Consider the following 17,046-nt stretch of genomic DNA (forward strand, 5'->3'; position numbering starts at 1 on the left):
CTGTGCCACAAAGCTGACGGCTGATGGCTGACGGCTGAATGCTTAGGTTTAAATTAACCATTAACTAACAATTACCTGATCTATACAAGCCCTAATCTTTTGAGCTAGTAGCTCTACATGGGGGTCTTTGAGAAAACTCCCTGGTTGGTCATCTAAGTGCTTACCAGAGATTTCCTGGATTTCCAGCTCTCCAGTAACTAACTCTATCCAGCCTTTTTGGAGTTCTGGAGACTGGGCAATCCGCTCACTGGTCAAGAACATTGTTACTGGGTCCCGATAGTAGCGTTTGGCCACATAATTTTTTGAAGCGAAGGTGTTAGCTTCTTGGACTTTGATGATTTGGAGAGATTGCGGTAAGGAAATCCCAAAGGACTGATATAACTTAGAAACAGCTTTTAGGAATTGCTGCTTGAGTACGTCTTGAAAACCTCTATGAATCAATCGCTGAAACAGTCCCTTTAATCGGTCACTATAGCTGCGTTGATAGGGAACTTGGTTTTCACTTGTGGAGAAGTTAACAGGGCTAGGTTCAAGGAGAGCTAGCAGAGCCACTGTCTCACCGTCTAAGCGGAGCAGCTGAGCAATTTCCAGAGCAATCTTACTTCCAAAGCAGTATCCTGACAGAAAATAGGGACCGTTGGGCTGAATAGTACGTATTTCCTGGAGGTAGCAGCGAGCCATATCTTCAACTGTGGTCAGGGGAGTCTGTTTGCCATCGAGACCCAATGATTGTAGTCCATAAAACGGTTGCTCCGAACCTAAATAACGTGCCAAATCTCGAAAGCTGAGAATGTTACCACCGGCTCCATGAATACAAAATAGAGGGGGCTTGGAACCATTGCTCTGAATTGGTACCACTGAGGACCAAGGAGCAGCACTTTGGTCTTGGCGCAGGTGGTTTACTAATTGGGCTACAGTTGGAGCCATTAGCAGAGAAGCTAAGGGCAGTTTTTTCTGGAAAACTTTCTCAATATCAGCAAACAGGCGCACGGCTAGGAGAGAGTCTCCTCCTAGGTCATAGAAGTTATCTGTAACACTGATAGATTTGATTCCTAAGACGTTTTCCCAAATTTTGCTCAATTGACGTTCTAAGTCATCTCGGGGAGCAACAAAGGTGTGGGATGACTCTGGCTGAGGTTGGTCAGGTGCTACCAGAGTACTGTTGTCTTTTTGAGCATCATCTTCTTGGCCTTTGTGCCTTGGGATGTCTTGCTGGTCAGGTGTCTGACCATAGCATCCATCCCAATCCACTGATACCCCTGCTTCCCTGAGCTGTTCTACGGTAGTGAGCAAGAAGCTTAGATCCGATTGCTCCTGTCGTGGATGACGTACTGACGTTAGCACCAGCTGCTCAACCGCTTTCTGAGAGTGTCGTTTAGTTAATGTGCTCAAGGTTCGCCCAGGCCCTACTTCTAGCAGGATGGTCTCTGGTTGTTTCAACAACTGTTGCACACCTTGAGAAAATCGCACAGTTTGCCGCAGATGCTGTGCCCAATAGCGTGGATTGACTGCTTGCTCGGCTGTAATCCAAGTGCCAGTAACATTAGATAGGTAGGGAATTTGTGGGGGCTTGAGACTAACCTGTTTTACCTGGTTGGTGAAGGAGTCCAAGATCGGTTCCATCATCTTGGAATGAAAGGCATGGGAGGTATGTAGCCTGCGGTACTCTAGCCCTTGTTGATCCAATTGGTTTTGTAATAATGCGATCGCATCAGTCGGACCAGAAATCACTGATTGGGATGGCCCGTTAATCACTGCTAAGGATAGTTCCTGACCTAGCAGGGATTCCACCTCTTGTTCTGGTAAAGGAACAGCAAGCATTGAACCACCAGGAAGTTGTTGCATCATCTGCCCTCGAAGGGCAACCAGAGATAATGCATCCTCTAAGGAGAAGACCCCAGCTACACAGGCTGCCACATATTCACCGATACTGTGACCGATCATGGCTTGGGGACGGACTCCCCACGACATCCATAACTGAGCTAGGGCGTACTCGATCACAAACAGGGCTGGCTGGGTAATAGTAGTCTGTTTCAGTTGCTCTGTGGCCTGATTAGTCTGTTCCTGCTTTGGGTAGAGTACATGGCGCAGGTCAATACCCAGATGGGGTTTGAGGAGTTCTGAGCATCGATCAATCAAATCACAAAATGTTGATATTTCATGGGTTAGTTCCAGCCCCATATTGACATATTGTGCTCCCTGTCCTGGAAACATAAATGCCACAGGCTGAAGCTTGGGCTGTTGGCCGTTTATAAATAGTTGTTTGGGTAATTGTTTCGGTAGTTGTTGGGGTTGGCGAGTACTCGGTTCAAACACATCCCTGATTTCCCGGTTGCTGATTGGCTTACGTACGGGAGCTATTACTTGCAAAAGCCATGATTGCTCAGATGTAACAGCAAACGTTAACTAATATAGCCAACTTTACTTGCTCAAGTAAGCCACTATAGGTTTTTTTAATAATTTCTGCAAGACTTAGTCTAATTTAATCAAAGGTCGTTTAAATGGGCGACAGGGTAATCTCGAAGTATTAAATTCGACCGTTTCTGGGATGCCCATGCTACGCTAACGAGGTTTATTTTAAGCTTACAGCTGACGCTATATCTTCAGGAGGCTAATTAAGCCCAGCCCAAGGCAATAAACAATAATAACATCAATATACCATATCATCCGGATTTGTTTATTCAGTTTTTTAATAGTTTTTTGTTGACTTTGAACTACTCCTGGCTCAACTAAAGTTGGTATTTGGTTGGGTAAACTACGAAAATCATTTCTAATATCAGCAAAATTAGTTTCGATACTATTCATATAATCCTGAAGCTTTTGGATCTGATAACCATAGACGTTTAATCGAGTTTCGGCTTTCAATAGTTCTAACTTTAGGGTTTCAACTTGCAGGTGATTATTATCTCTAAGCTCAGTGAAACGCTGCTCAAAGGTTTCCTGTTCTCGCTCATGGCTCTTGCTCAGTTCAGTGAAACGCTGCTCAAAGGTTTTATGGGCTTCGGTGAGCTCCTTGATTATCGCCTTGTCTTGATGCAGTCGCTCATGGGGGAAACCCCCAAGACCGCGCTGCATCGCTTGATTCTGACTTTAACTGTGAGACGTCTGCTAGATATTCTTTTAATTTTTTTTCCGTCTCGGCAATACTTTCCAATTGGCTTTGAATCTCATCTAAGTCTACCCCAGCTAGATCTACCTTTGAAAAACGGCTTCCTAGTTCCTGTAAGTCTTGATCGATTCGCTTAAAACCGTTTGTAATATTTTCCATTATTTTTTACAAAAACTGTTTACTTACTAGGCAATAATTTAATTTTATTTATGTAACGGTTACTTTTTAATTTATCTATTTACAAGATAGATATTAATAAAAAAAATGTCAAGATAAAAAAAATGCCACCTATGACTATAGATTAATATCAGCAGATTTTAAAAAATGCTTGCGTAAAATTTCTGAAATTAGAACTCAAACCATCACTCAACTCATTGAAGATTGGATTGATAACTTAAAAATCCCTTAATTATACACGACAGACTCAAGTCTGTCAGTTGTTTTCAACCCTGCCGCTGTTGTGCAGAGGTTTTAAACGTCTAAGATGTTTTGATAATCTAGAGAATCTGGAAAATAAGGTTAGATCGGATTGCTCCTGTCCTGGATGATTTACCGACGTGAGCAGCTGGTGCTCAAGGACTTTCTGAGAGTTTCGAGCGCGATAATGCGATGTTCCGTTCGCGAAGCGATCGCTTCACTAGGATTGGAAATAACCGATTGGGATGGCCCATTAATCATTGCTAAGGATAGTTCCTGACCCAGCAGGGGTTGATAGGTAATGGGCTAGTTCCAGCCCCATATTGACATATTGCGCTCCCTGTACTGGAAACATAAACGCTACAGGCTGAAGCTTGGGCTGTTGGCCGTTTATCAATAATTGTTTGGGTTGGCGAGTACTCGGTTCAAAAACATCGCTTATTTCCCGGTTGCTGATTAGCTTACTTGCTTAACCGTTACTTGCTTAGCCATGACGTGATTAGCAATGATTGCTCATATTTCACAGCAAATGTTAGCTATTATAGCAAACTTCAACTATTATAGCTTTTTTTCAATGATTTATTCAATACTTAGCCTGAAAACAGCGATGCAGAGGTGCGACCCGTGGCGAATTTAATTCGCCTACGGAAAACGCACCATTACGGTCTTGGGGGAAACCCCCATGAGCGACTGCATCAAGACAGGGTTAAACGATTTACTGTAAGCCAACTCAGCGCGCTGTTTTAGATTTTTTTTGAGATTTTTTTGATCAATCAGGACTTACCCATTGCCCTCGTTGCTCCACCAAACTTAGTATATTTTTTAAGTAGTACCCCCCATATTTGGTGGGTTAGGGAGCTAAAACCAACTAAACTTCGTAACTCCTATAAATTCTGGAACTTTAATCATCAAATCTACGTCGTTAAATAGTTTATTAGCTTAAAATAGCTAAGTGTTTCCCCTACTAGATAGATGAGTTCACAAGTTTTTCACAAAGTCTGATTAACCTGTTAGCCAAGTCTGATTACTAAAGTCTGAACACTAATCAGATGTTGCTTCAGCTCAATTTAATTGTTGGAGGTTTGTCCATGAACTAGCTCAGTTCCACGTCGATCATCGTTGATTTGATTGAAGGGGAGATACTACAATATGTAGCACTTGATTGACAATTGATTGACCGCTGTTGACAACATTAACTTTTTTTAAAATCTTGAATTTTGACAGGGATTTTAATATATTGTGTGAAAGGCTGATTAAATAGCAAAGCCATCGTTAAACCATTTACAAAACTAATGGTGATTCTTGCATCTATGGTCAAGTTATTCGTCTTCAAAAATCCTGAAATCGTAACAGATTATGGCGATTTTGAAAAGTTGGCACAACCGCTTCAACGACCGCCTAAAGTTCAGAGACTATTTATCACACAAATCCTAAATGTCTAGGGGACACAGCGTGAAGCGGATCACATCCCCTATCCTCGGTTGTACTGCGTTCCAGCAGTATTACAATCAAATCAAGTCTGACATTAACAACCGCGCTGGAACGTATTATAATTAATGATTTTAAGGGTTTGTTGATAAATACCATGTTCAGTGATGGCAGGTGATAGTCCATTGTCAAACTGCGCCAAACTAACAGAGTTTTGACAAATCATGGCCTAGCCTTATCCTATAAATCTACTTGATTGATAAAGCAGCTCAAGGTAGAAAAAAAATAATTATCGGGTTTATCTACCTCTCTTGATGCAGTCGCTCATGGGGGGGACCCCCAAGACCGCTTAGGTGCGCTTTCCGTAGGCGAATTAAATTCGCCACGGGTCGCACCTCTGCATCGCTTTGATAGCCGTTTGTTATCGGCTGTTCGGTGCATTTTCGTTCAGCAACTCAGTTAGTCTAAGTAACTGCTGGATTGGGAAGGCAAATTTTTGCCTTTGTATACTGTTAGACTCGGGCATCTAAAATGTTGAAACTATCAATTCTTGGTATCCGTGGCATTCCCGCCCAATATGGTGGATTTGAAACTTTCGCGGAACGGCTGTCAAAATATCTTGTATCTCAGGGATGGGAAGTCACAGTCTATTGTCAGGAAGAGCACAAAAATCAGATGTTTGAAGAATACTGGAATGGTATTCGTCTGGTTCATATACCGGTTCCGTATGGCAACGCACTGGGATCGATAATTTTTGACTGGAAATCTACATTACATGCGCTCAAGCAAAAGGGTATTGTGCTTACCCTTGGCTATAACACAGCTATCTTCAGTATTTGGTATCGCCTCAAAGGGATTACCAATTTTATGAATATGGATGGTCTGGAATGGAAACGCAGTAAATGGAGGCTTCCTGAAAAAATTTGGTTATATCTCAATGAATGGGCTGGGTGTTGGTTAGCTAACAGCTTAATTGCTGATCACCCAGCAATCAAAAGTCATTTATTGACCCGAAAAGTAGCTTCTGATAAAATCACGGTTATTCCTTATGGAACCGAGAAAGTTGTTGATGGCGACTCACAACTTTTGATCCCCTATAATCTGGCTCCGAAGGAGTATGCTTTGGTGATTGCCAGACCAGAACCAGAAAACTCGATTCTAGAGATTGTTTCTAGCTTTTCCAGGCGACCTCGGGGTCTTAAATTGGTGGTGCTTGGTCGCTATTTACCTGATCAGATACCCTATCACAAACAAGTTTTAGAAGCAGCCAGTGATGAGGTGATATTTCCTGGTGCTATCTATAATAAGTCAGTGGTTAATGCCTTGAGATTCCACGCACGACTCTATATTCATGGACATCAAGTTGGTGGAACTAATCCTTCTTTAGTAGAAGCCCTCAGCGCTGGTCAACCGGTTCTGGCAAACAATAATCGCTTCAATCGTTGGGTTGCAGGACCCGGTGCTCACTATTTCAAAAATGAAGCGGAATTGGAAGAGAAACTGGAGATACTGCTAAATAATGCTGATGAACTGCAAAAAATGAAACTAGCCAGCAAAGAGCGCTACTATCAGGAATTTGCTAAGGATAAGGATATTAAAGCCTACGAAAGGTTGTTCCTATCCCAAGCTAAGCAGCTGCGTAAACTAGCTTTGTTAAGTTCTCCAATCCCTGACATAAAGTGATAGCCTTAATGATTTGGGCTAGCTGCTCGGGTAAAAATTGGGGTTAGAGGGTAACGAGTAATGGGTAAATGGTAATGTTAGAAACCTTTACCCTTTACTTTATTGATTTTTAGATTAATTTTGAGGGGTCAGCGGTCAGCGGTCAGCGGTCAGCGGTCAGCTTTTAGCTCACGGGTGCGCGTTCAGCTTAAAATAAACCTCTAAGGATAGAATTGAATAGTTCAATATTAATCAGAATTGAAAGTCTGGGTAAAAGCCCTTGGCCATTCCCGTAGCGTGCGCGTAGCGCAATCGGTGCTTTGTGGCACAGGCTTCTTTGTGGCACAGGCCACAAGCGCTGTGCTTTAGTGACTATTAAACGAATGTTTACCTCTTGTATTCAAAAGCTGACAGCTGATAGCTGACAGCTGATAGCTGATAGCTGACAGCTGAATACTTGCGGTCAAGAAGCCTTAATTACCTCTTGCAAGGTGGTAGTAAAGTTTGGATAAGAGATGGCAGCCGCTTCAGCACCGTGAATGGTAGTTGTACCTTGGGAATTGAGGGCTGCGATCGCTAAACTCATGGCAATGCGGTGGTCAGTATGACTATCCACGTCTGTACCGCTTAAGGGAGTACCACCGATAATTTCTAAACCATCGGGCAATTCAGTGACCTGAGCTCCCATCTGGTTCAACTGGGATGCCATTACGGCTAAGCGATCGCTTTCTTTGACTCGCAGTTCTGCTGCATCCCGAATGATAGTAGTTCCTTGGGCAAAGACTGCTGCTACTGCTAATATTGGCACTTCATCAATCAGGCGGGGAATCAAGTCACCCGCAATGGTGCATCCTTTGAGGTTACTGTGACGTACCCGCAAATCTGCCACCGGCTCCCCAGCCACTACTCGCTGATTTAACAGCTCAATATCAGCCCCCATCATAGATAGGGCTTCTAAAATACCTGTACGGGTAGGGTTAACACCGACATTTTCCACAATCAGTTCTGAACCGGGTACAATCGCTCCGGCTACTAACCAAAAGGCCGCTGAGCTAATATCACCAGGAACAATTACGGTTTGCCCTTGCAACTGAGCCGGTCCTGTCACCGTAACACTATTGGTTTTTGGGTCAGTAATAATTTGAGCTCCAAAGGCTTTGAGCATCCGTTCGCTGTGGTCACGGGAGAGGGCTGGTTCAGTGACCGTTGTTTGTCCTTCGGTGATTAAACCAGCGAGGAGAATACAGGATTTTACTTGAGCTGAGGCGATGGGAGAGTGGTAGTGAATTGGTTTAAGAACAGAGCCTTTAATGGCCAGGGGAGCGAGCGTTGCACCTTCACGCCCCCAGATGCTTGCTCCCATTTGTTGTAGGGGTTTGACTACACGGGACATCGGACGCGATCGCAAAGACTTGTCACCGGTTACAGTAAAAAATCGGTCAGCAGCAGAGGCGAGTAGTCCCAGAATCAGTCGTAGGGTAGTACCCGAGTTACCTGCATTTAAGACATCAACGGGTTCTTGCAGTTTCCCTAGTCCTATACCCTTAACAATCACTTGTTCAGTATTAAGTTCCGAGATATCTGCGCCCAAAGCACGAAAGCAGCTAGCAGTGCTTTGGGGGTCTTCTCCCAACAGTAACCCTTTAATGGTAGTTTTTCCTGAGGCTATCGCTCCCAACATTAAGGCTCGATGGGAAATCGATTTATCCCCTGGTATGCTGATAACTCCCTGCAAAGATAGACCAGAGGTTGGGGGATTTATGCTTAAAGTCTGTTGATTTTCCGTCGTAGTTAGGGTGACTAGATTTGCTGGCAAGGGCATAGACTTCGGTTACATTACCGTGCTGAATCATAACCGATTTTATCAAAATTCTAGGTATTACTGAGATCTGGCACCGTTGTGATTAATCCTAGGGTGGGCAGTGCCTAGCAACGTGCTTGGTCAGTTTCATTATCTGTCTGATCCACTGCCCACCCTACATTAATTGAGCGTTGCTCAAGCCAAGGTTTCTGGACAATATCCCAAACCCATGGTAAATTGTTCGCAAAAAGCTTCTATGTCGCTCTGGTTTGGACTACCATGAGAAACCACAGCAACTTGGTAGCGACGCATGACCTCTACCGGTGACTGTCCGGTTTCCAGACTCCACAGAGCCATTTGCACACGAATGTCAGGGCTGTAGGGAATCCCCAACTCGTTCATATAAGCCCGAAAGTCTCCATGTTGTTGAGCGGTTAAAGGTGTGTCCATCTTGACCTTAACCACCCAGCCATCAATCCGATGAATCACCGTGGCAAATTTGATAGGTAGCTGGGGCGAGTCTTTTAGATACTCAACGACTCGCAGAGTTAGACTGGCATTAGCTAAAAAGTAAAGGTAATCCATAGAGAGGAGTTAGTTAGTAACCAACTGAGGCTTGATATCATATCCGATATCTTTATTTTCGCAAGCCAGGATTGCTAACTGGTAGGGGATACTCCCCCGATCTTAGATAGGGGATATTCCCCAATGTAGGAATAACAGCATGACAGGGATTGACAAACAGACATCCAAGCACCAAATCGACCAATTAGTCTCAAGCTATGACTATGAACTACCCCAAGAGCAAATTGCCCAAACACCCTTGAGCGAGAGGGATGGTTCAAAACTGCTGGTGGTAGATTCACCAACTCACCATAGCCACCACATCTTTAGGGAATTACCTCAGCTACTGCAACCGGGTGACCTATTGATCCTCAATAACACCAGGGTTATCCCCGCTCGACTCTATGGGCGTAAATCCACTGGTGCGCCTGTGGAGATATTGTTGTTAGAAGAGCGAGAACATCAGGGACAACACCAGAGTTGGCTAGCTTTAGTGAAACCAGGTAGGCGTCTTAAGCCAGGAGCAGAGATTTGGTTTACCCCCTCATCCCAAGTTGGGCTCAACGATAGTAGCGTCTCAAAACAACTAACTACCCCCCTACCTCCTCTTAAAGCAACTGTTCTGGCAACAGATGAAGCAACCAGTGGGCGGATATTGCAGTTTGATTTCCCAGAGGGAGTATCCTGGGAAACCCTGTTGGAGTTGTATGGCCAGGTTCCTCTACCCCCCTATATCCAAGACTCTCAAGCTACCCCAGACCAGTATCAAACCATTTATGCTCAAAAGAATGGTGCTGTTGCGGCTCCCACCGCTGGACTCCATTTCACCAATGAGCTATTGGAAAACTGCCGCCAACGGGGAATTCGGCTAGGGTATATCACCCTACACGTGGGGGTTGGTACATTTCGACCTGTAGAAGTGGAGGATATTACCGAACACGACATGCACGGAGAGTGGTTAGAAGTCCCCCAATCAACTGTGGAGCAAATTCAGGAAACTAGAGCAACGGGAGGTCGAGTTATTGCCGTAGGCACAACGGTAGTCCGTGCTCTAGAGGGAGCTGTTGTGGATGGGGAATTACAACCCTATTGTGGTAAGACTAACTTATTTATCTACCCAGGCTATCAGTGGCAGGTAGTGGAGGGATTGATTACCAATTTCCACTTACCTCGGTCGAGTTTATTAATGTTAGTTAGCGCCATGGTAGGCAGGGAGAGGTTACTGAGTTTGTACCAGGATGCGATCGCTCAGGGTTATCGCTTTTATTCCTTTGGTGATGCGATGTTAATTTTGCCAGAAGCTAGAGATGTTCCCAGGGAACAGGGAATAGGGAATAGGGAATAGGGAATAGGGAATAGGGAGTAGGGAGTAGGGAATGGGGAAGAGGTAAAAAATCCTGTGTACCTGGTTACTATCAGAAACGCTATAAACAATAATTTAATTTTGAACTTCCGTACCAGATTTTTAGCCAAAAAGATAGATCCAAGCGCTGGGTTTTTTCCCAAATTTCAACGATACCGTAGCTATGGGCGTTAAATTTGAGTAGGTAATGCGATCGCTATGTCTAAAACCATGACCTCTGCTGTTGTACCTGATACTCCTTTACTGCCAACTCAGTATGACCTTCCCTGTGATGACGGTATTCCGATGGAAACTGAACGACATAAACTCCAGATGCAATTGCTGATTGATCCGTTATTGCCGTGGTTAGCCCAGCGGGAAGATGGCTATGTGGGCGGTAATATGTTTCTTCATTTCAGTGAAGCACAACTTAAAAATCAAGACTTCCGAGGTCCAGATGTCTTTGTAGTGCTTGGAGTTCCCAAAGGCGAACGACTTAGTTGGGTAGTTTGGGAAGAAGGTAAAGCACCTGATGTGATCATTGAATTAATTTCTGACAGTACAGCCAAGACCGATAAAACTACCAAAAAGCTAGTTTATCAAGACCAAGTTAGAGTACCAGAGTATTTTTGGTACGACCCGTTTAATCCAAAGGATTTTGCCGGATTTAGCTTAGACAATGGAGTCTATCAACCTTTAAGTGAAGATGAACAGGAGCGACTAGTTAGCGAAATATTAGGGTTAGCCTTAGTGCGTTGGTCAGGCTTTTACAAGGATGTGGAGGCCACTTGGCTGCGTTGGGCTACTTTGGAGGGAATTGTGCTACCTACTCCTGAAGAAAATGCGGCGATCGCTCAAGAACAAGCGGCGATCGCTCAAGAACAAGCGGCGATCGCTCAAGAAAGGGCTGAAAAACTGGCTGCTCGCTTACGAGCAATGGGAGTGAATCCAGATCAAGTTTGAAGAATAAGAATTAATAATTCTCTAAGCATTCAGCGGTCAGCGGTCAGCGGTCAGCCGTCAGTCTTTAGCTGATAGTTGAGAGCCTTTAACTGATAGCTGATAGCTGATAGCTGATAACTGACAGTAAAACCAACGTTTGCCTCTTGCCTCTTGCCTATCTTTTAAGAATTAGTATTAGCTGGCGTCAACTGTAAATATAAACAAGGAATCACCAGCAACGCACTCAAGGTTGAGGCACATAAACCGAAGATAATTGCCATACACAACGGAAACCAAATGGGATCACTTAGTGCTAAAGGAATCAAACCAACCATGGTGGTAATACTGGTGGTGAGTACCGGGCGCAGTCGGTCAGAAGCACCATGAGCTGCAGCTTGTCGCACTTTCATTCCACTTGAACGATGCTTGTTCATGGTTTCTACGATCACGATGGAATCATTAACTACAATCCCCACTAGAGAAATAATCCCAATCATGCTAGGAAACGAAAGGGGTATCCCGAGCAAAGAGAAACCACTAAAAGTGCCAATCAAAGCAAAGGGGATAGAGAGCATAATAATGAAAGGCTGGCTGAAAGAGCCAAATTGCAGCACCAGTACCGAAAAAACTAAGAAAAGTGATACATAGGACATGTTAACTGCGGAACCAAAGGTCTCACTTTGAGTAGCAGCCTCTCCGCCGAATTTGTAATCATAACCTGGGGACCATGTTTTCTTCATTTGGTCTAATTTTGGCTGTAACTCTGCCAAAATCTCTCCAGACGTGCGACCTTTAGCTTTAGAATAAACAGTAACTGTGCGTTCGGTATCTGTATGGGTAATCGATAGGGGAGCCATGCTCTGCTCAATATCCAATATCGCATTTCCAGATATTGCTCCGTGGTCTGGTGAAAACAATTGAATCATTCTCAACTCATCACGACGAGTGGGACCACCTACAGCGCCATTGCGGGAGGGCCACGCAGTACTAAGACGAATTTCTAAGTCGTCTTTTCCTGCTCTAATGGCAGAGTCTGTAATCTCGTTATCGGTCATAATGTAGCGTCCCTGCAGGGCTAGGTCATTTTCACTGATGCCATAAAAATCCATAGCTTCCCGTTTGGGTCGAAGTTTGATGTCGTTGCGCAAGTCTCCCAAGCCATCACGGACATCTTCAGTCCCATCAATCTGGCGCAGTGCTAATTGGACTTCACCGGAAATCTGCCGCAGTGTGTTCATGTCATTGCCTTTTAGCTCAATGGCAATGGGGTCTCCGCCTTCACCAGTACCAGGAACATTGATGACTAGGGATGCTCCAGGATAATTACGGATGGCCTGATTCAGTTCTGTTCGCAAGTCATCTATATAGTCATAGGAGAACTGGTCGCGCTCGTTTTTTTTGGTAAATAGTGCTGAGAAACCTAGTAAATAGTTATCCTGTGTCGGCTTAAGACCACTCTCTGCCACTAAAGCACTTTTTTGACCAACTAATTTGGTAACACTTTCAAAATAATCCTTGGAACGCAAAATTTCTCCTAAATCATCTGCCACTTGTTGAGACTTTGCCAAGGTGGCTGTGGGGGGTAATTCCACATTGATACTGACAGGGCGGATGTCAGCATCAGGAAAAAGCGTTCCTGGTAATTGCGCAACTGCCACCAAAGAAGTCATAAAAAGAACTATAGTTCCGACAATCCAAGCACCAGCTATTGCTCGGTTACGTACTGTAAACTTGAGACTCCAGTTTTTAAACCATTCAGAGACGGATTCGGTTAGTTTATCAATGCGGGTTTTTTGCATCCCGCCTTTGACATTACCTAACAGAAAGCGAGACAAGGGTATATCGATTAATAAAGCGATCGCATAACTGAGCAACAGACAGATAATTGCTGTGATGGGCATCAAGCGTACAAACTTGCCCATTGTGCCACTAATTACCAGCAGGGGTGCCATCGCTAGAATGGTTGTGAGCTGACCGGAAAAAGCTGGTGCTGCATAGGTTTTCACAGTCTTAAGGGCTGCCTGATTAAAGGTTAACCCCTCCACAAACAGTGCATCATGCATCCCCTCCATCATTAAGATGAATACATCCACCAGCAATCCTAGTGCGATGACCATCCCATATAAGATCATATTGTTGAGGGTGTACCCACCAAGCCAGAGCAGAAATATAGCTCCGAGAAAGGTTAAAGGAATCGATAACCCTGCAATTATGGCTTCTCGCCAGGTCAGGGCAATGAACAAGATGATAAAAACACCAACCACTGCCTGAATCACATTACTGATCAGGTTATTCTGCTCATCGTGAATCTGTTCGTCCTGCCTGTAGGTAATCCGATAATCCATCCCAAAAGGCCAGACATTGAGGTCTTGCTTGAGAGTTACGTCCTGATAAATATTTTTTTCGACATATTTGACATTTTCCGACATCTTGTTGGATAATCTAACTTTACTGAACAAGATGTGTCAATGAATGAACAAATTAAATATGTTCCTCCCCGAGTCGCTGCTACCAGGCTCGGGGTCAGTACCNTGATAGAATAAGGGTAACATTTGCAACAGATAGGTCTTATTGACAATTTGAGACCTATCTTTTTCTATCACAGATCGTTACACTCTTGACGTATCAATCGTTTCAAGCCATATCGTCGCCCCCCCAGCCGACTTAGGGATGTAGCAAGACTGAACAGGATTTTTACGAGATCTAAATCGCACTCGATTTATTTGTCCAGTCTTTTTATACTTTTTCTTGGCCTCCCTTACAGCGGTGCAAGCATCCTTTATCGCTATAGATTTGATTTGATAAGGTACTGCCTTACACCACTCTGGTAAGCTATTCAGAATGTCGGTCTTGATGGCTTTCCAGTTAGCTTTAGTCTCACCATCTTCAAGAATCTTGACGGTTTTGTTGAAAACATAACGGGAAACTCCAAACCACTTACGAACAGTATATCGCTGTTCAGCATTGAGGAATATCCGGATCTTTTTTGATTTTTGACCCGTACTTTCTGAGTCCGTGGACACGGCAAGAGAAGACGTGAATGATGGAGAGAAGATCTGCGGTAAGTTCTGATTCTGGACAACTTTCAGGCTGGTCGAGAACCAAGATTTTTCCACCGTTGATGCCGACCGGAGATGAAACCTTAGAGTAGTGCAGCCTTACTACAAAACCTTTACCCTATGCTGCATAATTTACCAACTATAAAGGCTGCACTACTCTTACGGTAACTTCTAACCAAGTACTCAATGAGTTCAAACCCAAATCGTGTAAGTCTGTCTCTACAGGCAACAACAATCGTGAGCTGATCTCCACGCACAACTCGTTCCAATATGGATCGAAGCCCTTTCCTTTTGTAGTTGAGTCCTGAGCCGATGTCTTTAATGATTTCGGCTTGCGGGAAAAGGGAGTGCATGTAGGCGATTTGTCTGGCGAGGTCGTCTTTTTGTTTAGTGGAACTGACTCGACAGTAGCAAATTGTAAAATGATCTGATCGAGAGCTTGACGAACTGTTCCCGAAAGTGAGCAGGCTTTCGACGTCAAACAATCTTGTTCCGCCTGGCGTTTTCTCGCATCTAATCGTTCCATCGTCCGCGTACTTTCTTAGTGTATTTTTGGAGAGTCCCGTAAGTTCGACCGCCTTACGGAGTGGAATGAGTGCCATGTTTTTAATCTAACACACATTCTGGGAGATTGTGGGAGGTATATGAATATTTTCGGAAACTGTTACAAGCCCTAGAGCGGAGAGCGGTTTCGGTAGCCGCTTTCCCCACCAGGGCTTTGGTCTGGAAGAGGTTGGCAATGGTCTCTACTTCTTTTTGAGCATGATTTAAGGGGGAAAGTCCAGGAATGGTGGGATCTCCCAGGGCGAGAAGACTGCCTGTGGTTGATTTGCCCTTGTCGGGTAAGTAGCGCAGGATGCTAGCACTGGGCAGGGACAATAGGGCGTAGTTGTCACTGAGGTACTCCTTGCCGTCAGTGAGGGCAGCAAAGGGGAGATAGTGCAGGATACCGTGGGGAACAATGGTGATAGTGGTGGTGTTGAGATGGGGCTGGAGGGGTACAATTAGCCAGTCGTGCAGGTTTTTAAGTTCTAGGGGATGGGGTTGATCTAAGTCAGCAAAGTCTTGGAAAAGTGTCAGTTCTTCGGTCAGTTGTTGGCGAGTGACATTGAGGGGGACAGTGTGGAAGCTGTTGCGGGTGATAATGAAGGCTAGGGTGCGTTCATCCGTGACAAAGTACTCGACTAGGGTAGTATCGCTATCCAGCAAGCCTTGGATTTCAGGGAGGGAGGCAACTTCTACAGTTTTTAAGCTAGCGATTTCAGGGTTTTGGACTTTTAATTGAACCAGCAAGTCCTGGTAGTCTTTTCGCAGAGCAGTTCGGTTGTTTTCGGTTTCGGCAATCGTTTCGTGATCCCACTGGTTTTTGGGACGGTTGCGGAGAGTTAGTAAACAGCTAGAGAAAATATCGCAGACTCTACCAAAAACTCTTATTATTTGTTAAACTTAAATTAGGGTAACACCGACAGGGATTATTATGTAACTTAAATTAAAGCCGAAAACCAAGGGTTTAGTAGTTGCGCTCTCTATCCCGGTGTTAGACTTTTTTGACATTTTTATGGCGCTCGCGGGATATTCCGTCAGAGAAGCGCGGAGATACCCCCTGGATGCTATTGCATCTTGCATTGGCGAGCCAGAATTTGCCTTTGGTAGGTTTTGGTAGCTAAAAAGTATCGGATAAAGACTGCTGATGAAACTCAATCGCTTTGCGGTATTGCCCTAGGCTATCCTAAGCAAGCCCGAGATTGTTGAGGGAGTTGGCTTCCCCGTGGCGGTCTTCCAGTTCGCGATAAATGCCTAGGGCTTCTTGCCAGGACTGGAGGGCAGCTTTATATTGACTGGTATTGTTCAATTCCTTGCTCAAACAGTTGGTCAGCTTTAGCCTGAAGTAAGTCTGAGGGGGTGGCTTCTTCCTGGGAGTTTTGAGTCTGTGCCCAGCTCGATTGAGCCATCAGTGGCACAGTTACAGTAGCAGAGAAGATAGCAGGAACCAGGGTTACCATCAACAGACGAACTCCCAGGTAATGTAGAACTATTGGCGGTAAACTCCTATCCCTCATCACAAATCACCATTATTCCTGGTTAATTGCCAATTGACCCAAACCCTTCAGTACCCTTAGAACGCTATACAGCTCATTTCCTGGATTGAAAATATCAAACAATTTAGAGACAGCGTACTGAGTTATTTCGCCTTTAACTAATTTGATAAACCTGAAGCTACTGCCATTCGTAATCAGTCCATAAACCGGTTTTTCAGGATAGGGATTTGACAGCATATAAGCCAGGAGTTGGGGTTTACCCACTTCCAAAGAAAAGGCCACTTTCTTGGATTCAATAACCACTACCAAAAACTGCTCCCATAACACCAATACATCGATATTTCCTCTGACGATAACTCCCCGGTCTTCTTCGGCAATTTCTACAGACTTCTCTGACTTGATGTGAAAAGGAGGCAAGTATAACCCTGCTAAATCTAACAAGGGAGAGAGCACAACCATTTTGACGGTGTTTTCTAACAGAGGAGGATATTTCGTTAAATTTGTATAACTAACCTTGACTCGGTCTAATCTTTCTTTTTCCGTAGCAGTAATTTCTGGCAAATCATCTTGCCACTCTCGAAAAAATTCGTTATCCTCAACTAAGTGAATCCCAAATTTTGTTTCTAATTCGTATAGAGTAATTTCTCTGGCTGGTATAGTTTGAATCATATCTAGCAATTCTC

Annotated in this window: 16 protein-coding genes and 2 pseudogenes; 4 read left to right on the top strand and 14 right to left on the bottom strand. The window is 44.3% G+C overall.

Features of this window, described 5'->3' with window-relative positions; translation table 11 throughout:
- Window positions 1–60 precede the first annotated feature (60 nt).
- From F6K63_RS37690 to F6K63_RS07735, 5 genes and pseudogenes are all read right to left on the bottom strand, one after another.
- Window positions 61–1,251, bottom strand: coding sequence for a thioesterase domain-containing protein (locus F6K63_RS37690; protein ID WP_502708290.1), 1,191 nt, complete (start codon window positions 1,249–1,251; stop codon window positions 61–63).
- A pseudogene (locus F6K63_RS37695) lies at window positions 1,231–2,265 on the bottom strand (acyltransferase domain-containing protein); the annotation flags it as partial. The pseudogene F6K63_RS37695 and the gene F6K63_RS37690, both read right to left, overlap by 21 nt.
- A 330-nt stretch (window positions 2,266–2,595) precedes the next feature.
- Window positions 2,596–3,075 carry a hypothetical protein gene (locus tag F6K63_RS07725; protein WP_287311533.1) on the bottom strand — a complete coding sequence of 160 codons (480 nt, stop codon included), beginning with the start codon at window positions 3,073–3,075 and terminating at the stop codon, window positions 2,596–2,598.
- The gene (locus tag F6K63_RS07730) at window positions 3,044–3,268 is read right to left on the bottom strand and encodes a hypothetical protein (protein WP_287311536.1); all 225 of its coding nucleotides are present in this window, start codon (window positions 3,266–3,268) and stop codon (window positions 3,044–3,046) included. Before F6K63_RS07730 ends, F6K63_RS07725 begins: the two co-directional genes overlap by 32 nt.
- Window positions 3,269–3,658: 390 nt before the next feature.
- Complete coding sequence (locus tag F6K63_RS07735) at window positions 3,659–3,787, bottom strand: hypothetical protein (RefSeq protein WP_287311538.1); 129 nt, start codon at window positions 3,785–3,787, stop codon at window positions 3,659–3,661.
- Between the two features lie 363 nt (window positions 3,788–4,150).
- Here F6K63_RS07735 and F6K63_RS07740 point away from each other — a divergent pair, with 363 nt between their 5' ends.
- Window positions 4,151–4,273 carry a hypothetical protein gene (locus F6K63_RS07740; RefSeq protein ID WP_287311541.1) on the top strand — a complete coding sequence of 41 codons (123 nt, stop codon included), beginning with the start codon at window positions 4,151–4,153 and terminating at the stop codon, window positions 4,271–4,273.
- Window positions 4,274–5,485: 1,212 nt separating this feature from the next.
- Entirely contained in the window at window positions 5,486–6,637 is a 1,152-nt protein-coding gene (locus F6K63_RS07745) for a DUF1972 domain-containing protein (RefSeq protein WP_287311544.1), read from the top strand.
- 442 nt (window positions 6,638–7,079) lie between these two features.
- On the opposite strand, the gene aroA is transcribed toward F6K63_RS07745, so the two are convergent.
- Together aroA and F6K63_RS07755 are read right to left on the bottom strand one after the other, a co-directional pair.
- Window positions 7,080–8,438 carry a 3-phosphoshikimate 1-carboxyvinyltransferase gene (gene aroA / locus F6K63_RS07750; RefSeq protein ID WP_502708288.1) on the bottom strand — a complete coding sequence of 453 codons (1,359 nt, stop codon included), beginning with the start codon at window positions 8,436–8,438 and terminating at the stop codon, window positions 7,080–7,082.
- A gap of 174 nt (window positions 8,439–8,612) precedes the next feature.
- Window positions 8,613–9,002 carry a hypothetical protein gene (locus F6K63_RS07755; RefSeq protein WP_008188520.1) on the bottom strand — a complete coding sequence of 130 codons (390 nt, stop codon included), beginning with the start codon at window positions 9,000–9,002 and terminating at the stop codon, window positions 8,613–8,615.
- A 139-nt stretch (window positions 9,003–9,141) separates the two neighbouring features.
- Between F6K63_RS07755 and queA the strand changes: the two genes are divergently transcribed.
- Together queA and F6K63_RS07765 are read left to right on the top strand one after the other, a co-directional pair.
- Window positions 9,142–10,326 (top strand): tRNA preQ1(34) S-adenosylmethionine ribosyltransferase-isomerase QueA, encoded by a 1,185-nt coding sequence (queA, locus tag F6K63_RS07760; RefSeq protein ID WP_287311547.1) that lies wholly within the window; start codon window positions 9,142–9,144, stop codon window positions 10,324–10,326.
- Window positions 10,327–10,542: 216 nt separating this feature from the next.
- Window positions 10,543–11,286, top strand: coding sequence for a Uma2 family endonuclease (locus F6K63_RS07765; protein ID WP_008188518.1), 744 nt, complete (start codon window positions 10,543–10,545; stop codon window positions 11,284–11,286).
- A 161-nt stretch (window positions 11,287–11,447) separates the two neighbouring features.
- On the opposite strand, the gene F6K63_RS07770 is transcribed toward F6K63_RS07765, so the two are convergent.
- The 7 genes and pseudogenes from F6K63_RS07770 to F6K63_RS07800 form a co-directional block, all read right to left on the bottom strand.
- The gene (locus F6K63_RS07770) at window positions 11,448–13,724 is read right to left on the bottom strand and encodes an efflux RND transporter permease subunit (protein WP_287311548.1); all 2,277 of its coding nucleotides are present in this window, start codon (window positions 13,722–13,724) and stop codon (window positions 11,448–11,450) included.
- 150 nt (window positions 13,725–13,874) lie between these two features.
- Window positions 13,875–14,288 (bottom strand): helix-turn-helix domain-containing protein, encoded by a 414-nt coding sequence (locus F6K63_RS07775; protein ID WP_502708289.1) that lies wholly within the window; start codon window positions 14,286–14,288, stop codon window positions 13,875–13,877.
- Window positions 14,224–14,926, bottom strand: a pseudogene (locus F6K63_RS07780) (IS607 family transposase). Before F6K63_RS07780 ends, F6K63_RS07775 begins: the two are co-directional and overlap by 65 nt.
- A gap of 4 nt (window positions 14,927–14,930) precedes the next feature.
- Window positions 14,931–15,617 carry a CHAT domain-containing protein gene (locus F6K63_RS07785; RefSeq protein WP_287311550.1) on the bottom strand — a complete coding sequence of 229 codons (687 nt, stop codon included), beginning with the start codon at window positions 15,615–15,617 and terminating at the stop codon, window positions 14,931–14,933.
- A gap of 436 nt (window positions 15,618–16,053) precedes the next feature.
- Entirely contained in the window at window positions 16,054–16,176 is a 123-nt protein-coding gene (locus tag F6K63_RS07790; protein ID WP_008188975.1) for a hypothetical protein, read from the bottom strand.
- The gene (locus tag F6K63_RS07795) at window positions 16,154–16,384 is read right to left on the bottom strand and encodes a hypothetical protein (protein ID WP_075873635.1); all 231 of its coding nucleotides are present in this window, start codon (window positions 16,382–16,384) and stop codon (window positions 16,154–16,156) included. The genes F6K63_RS07790 and F6K63_RS07795 overlap by 23 nt, the downstream gene beginning before the upstream one ends.
- A 12-nt stretch (window positions 16,385–16,396) precedes the next feature.
- Window positions 16,397–17,032 carry a PD-(D/E)XK nuclease family protein gene (locus F6K63_RS07800; protein WP_008188971.1) on the bottom strand — a complete coding sequence of 212 codons (636 nt, stop codon included), beginning with the start codon at window positions 17,030–17,032 and terminating at the stop codon, window positions 16,397–16,399.
- Window positions 17,033–17,046 lie beyond the last annotated feature (14 nt).

The organism is Moorena sp. SIO1G6 (genome assembly GCF_010672795.1).
GTDB lineage: Bacteria > Cyanobacteriota > Cyanobacteriia > Cyanobacteriales > Coleofasciculaceae > Moorena > Moorena producens.

Excerpts from the sequence above, each read along its gene's own strand:
- F6K63_RS07800 (WP_008188971.1), bottom strand. The coding sequence starts at position 17,032 with ATGATTCAAACTATACCAGCCAGAGAAATTACTCTATACGAATTAGAA.
- F6K63_RS07755 (WP_008188520.1), bottom strand. The coding sequence starts at position 9,002 with ATGGATTACCTTTACTTTTTAGCTAATGCCAGTCTAACTCTGCGAGTC.
- F6K63_RS07730 (WP_287311536.1), bottom strand. The coding sequence starts at position 3,268 with ATGGAAAATATTACAAACGGTTTTAAGCGAATCGATCAAGACTTACAG.
- F6K63_RS07795 (WP_075873635.1), bottom strand. The coding sequence starts at position 16,384 with ATGAGGGATAGGAGTTTACCGCCAATAGTTCTACATTACCTGGGAGTT.
- F6K63_RS07735 (WP_287311538.1), bottom strand. The coding sequence starts at position 3,787 with ATGATTAATGGGCCATCCCAATCGGTTATTTCCAATCCTAGTGAAGCG.
- F6K63_RS07725 (WP_287311533.1), bottom strand. The coding sequence starts at position 3,075 with ATGCAGCGCGGTCTTGGGGGTTTCCCCCATGAGCGACTGCATCAAGAC.
- queA (WP_287311547.1), top strand. The coding sequence starts at position 9,142 with ATGACAGGGATTGACAAACAGACATCCAAGCACCAAATCGACCAATTA.
- F6K63_RS07765 (WP_008188518.1), top strand. The coding sequence starts at position 10,543 with ATGTCTAAAACCATGACCTCTGCTGTTGTACCTGATACTCCTTTACTG.
- aroA (WP_502708288.1), bottom strand. The coding sequence starts at position 8,438 with ATGCCCTTGCCAGCAAATCTAGTCACCCTAACTACGACGGAAAATCAA.
- F6K63_RS07745 (WP_287311544.1), top strand. The coding sequence starts at position 5,486 with ATGTTGAAACTATCAATTCTTGGTATCCGTGGCATTCCCGCCCAATAT.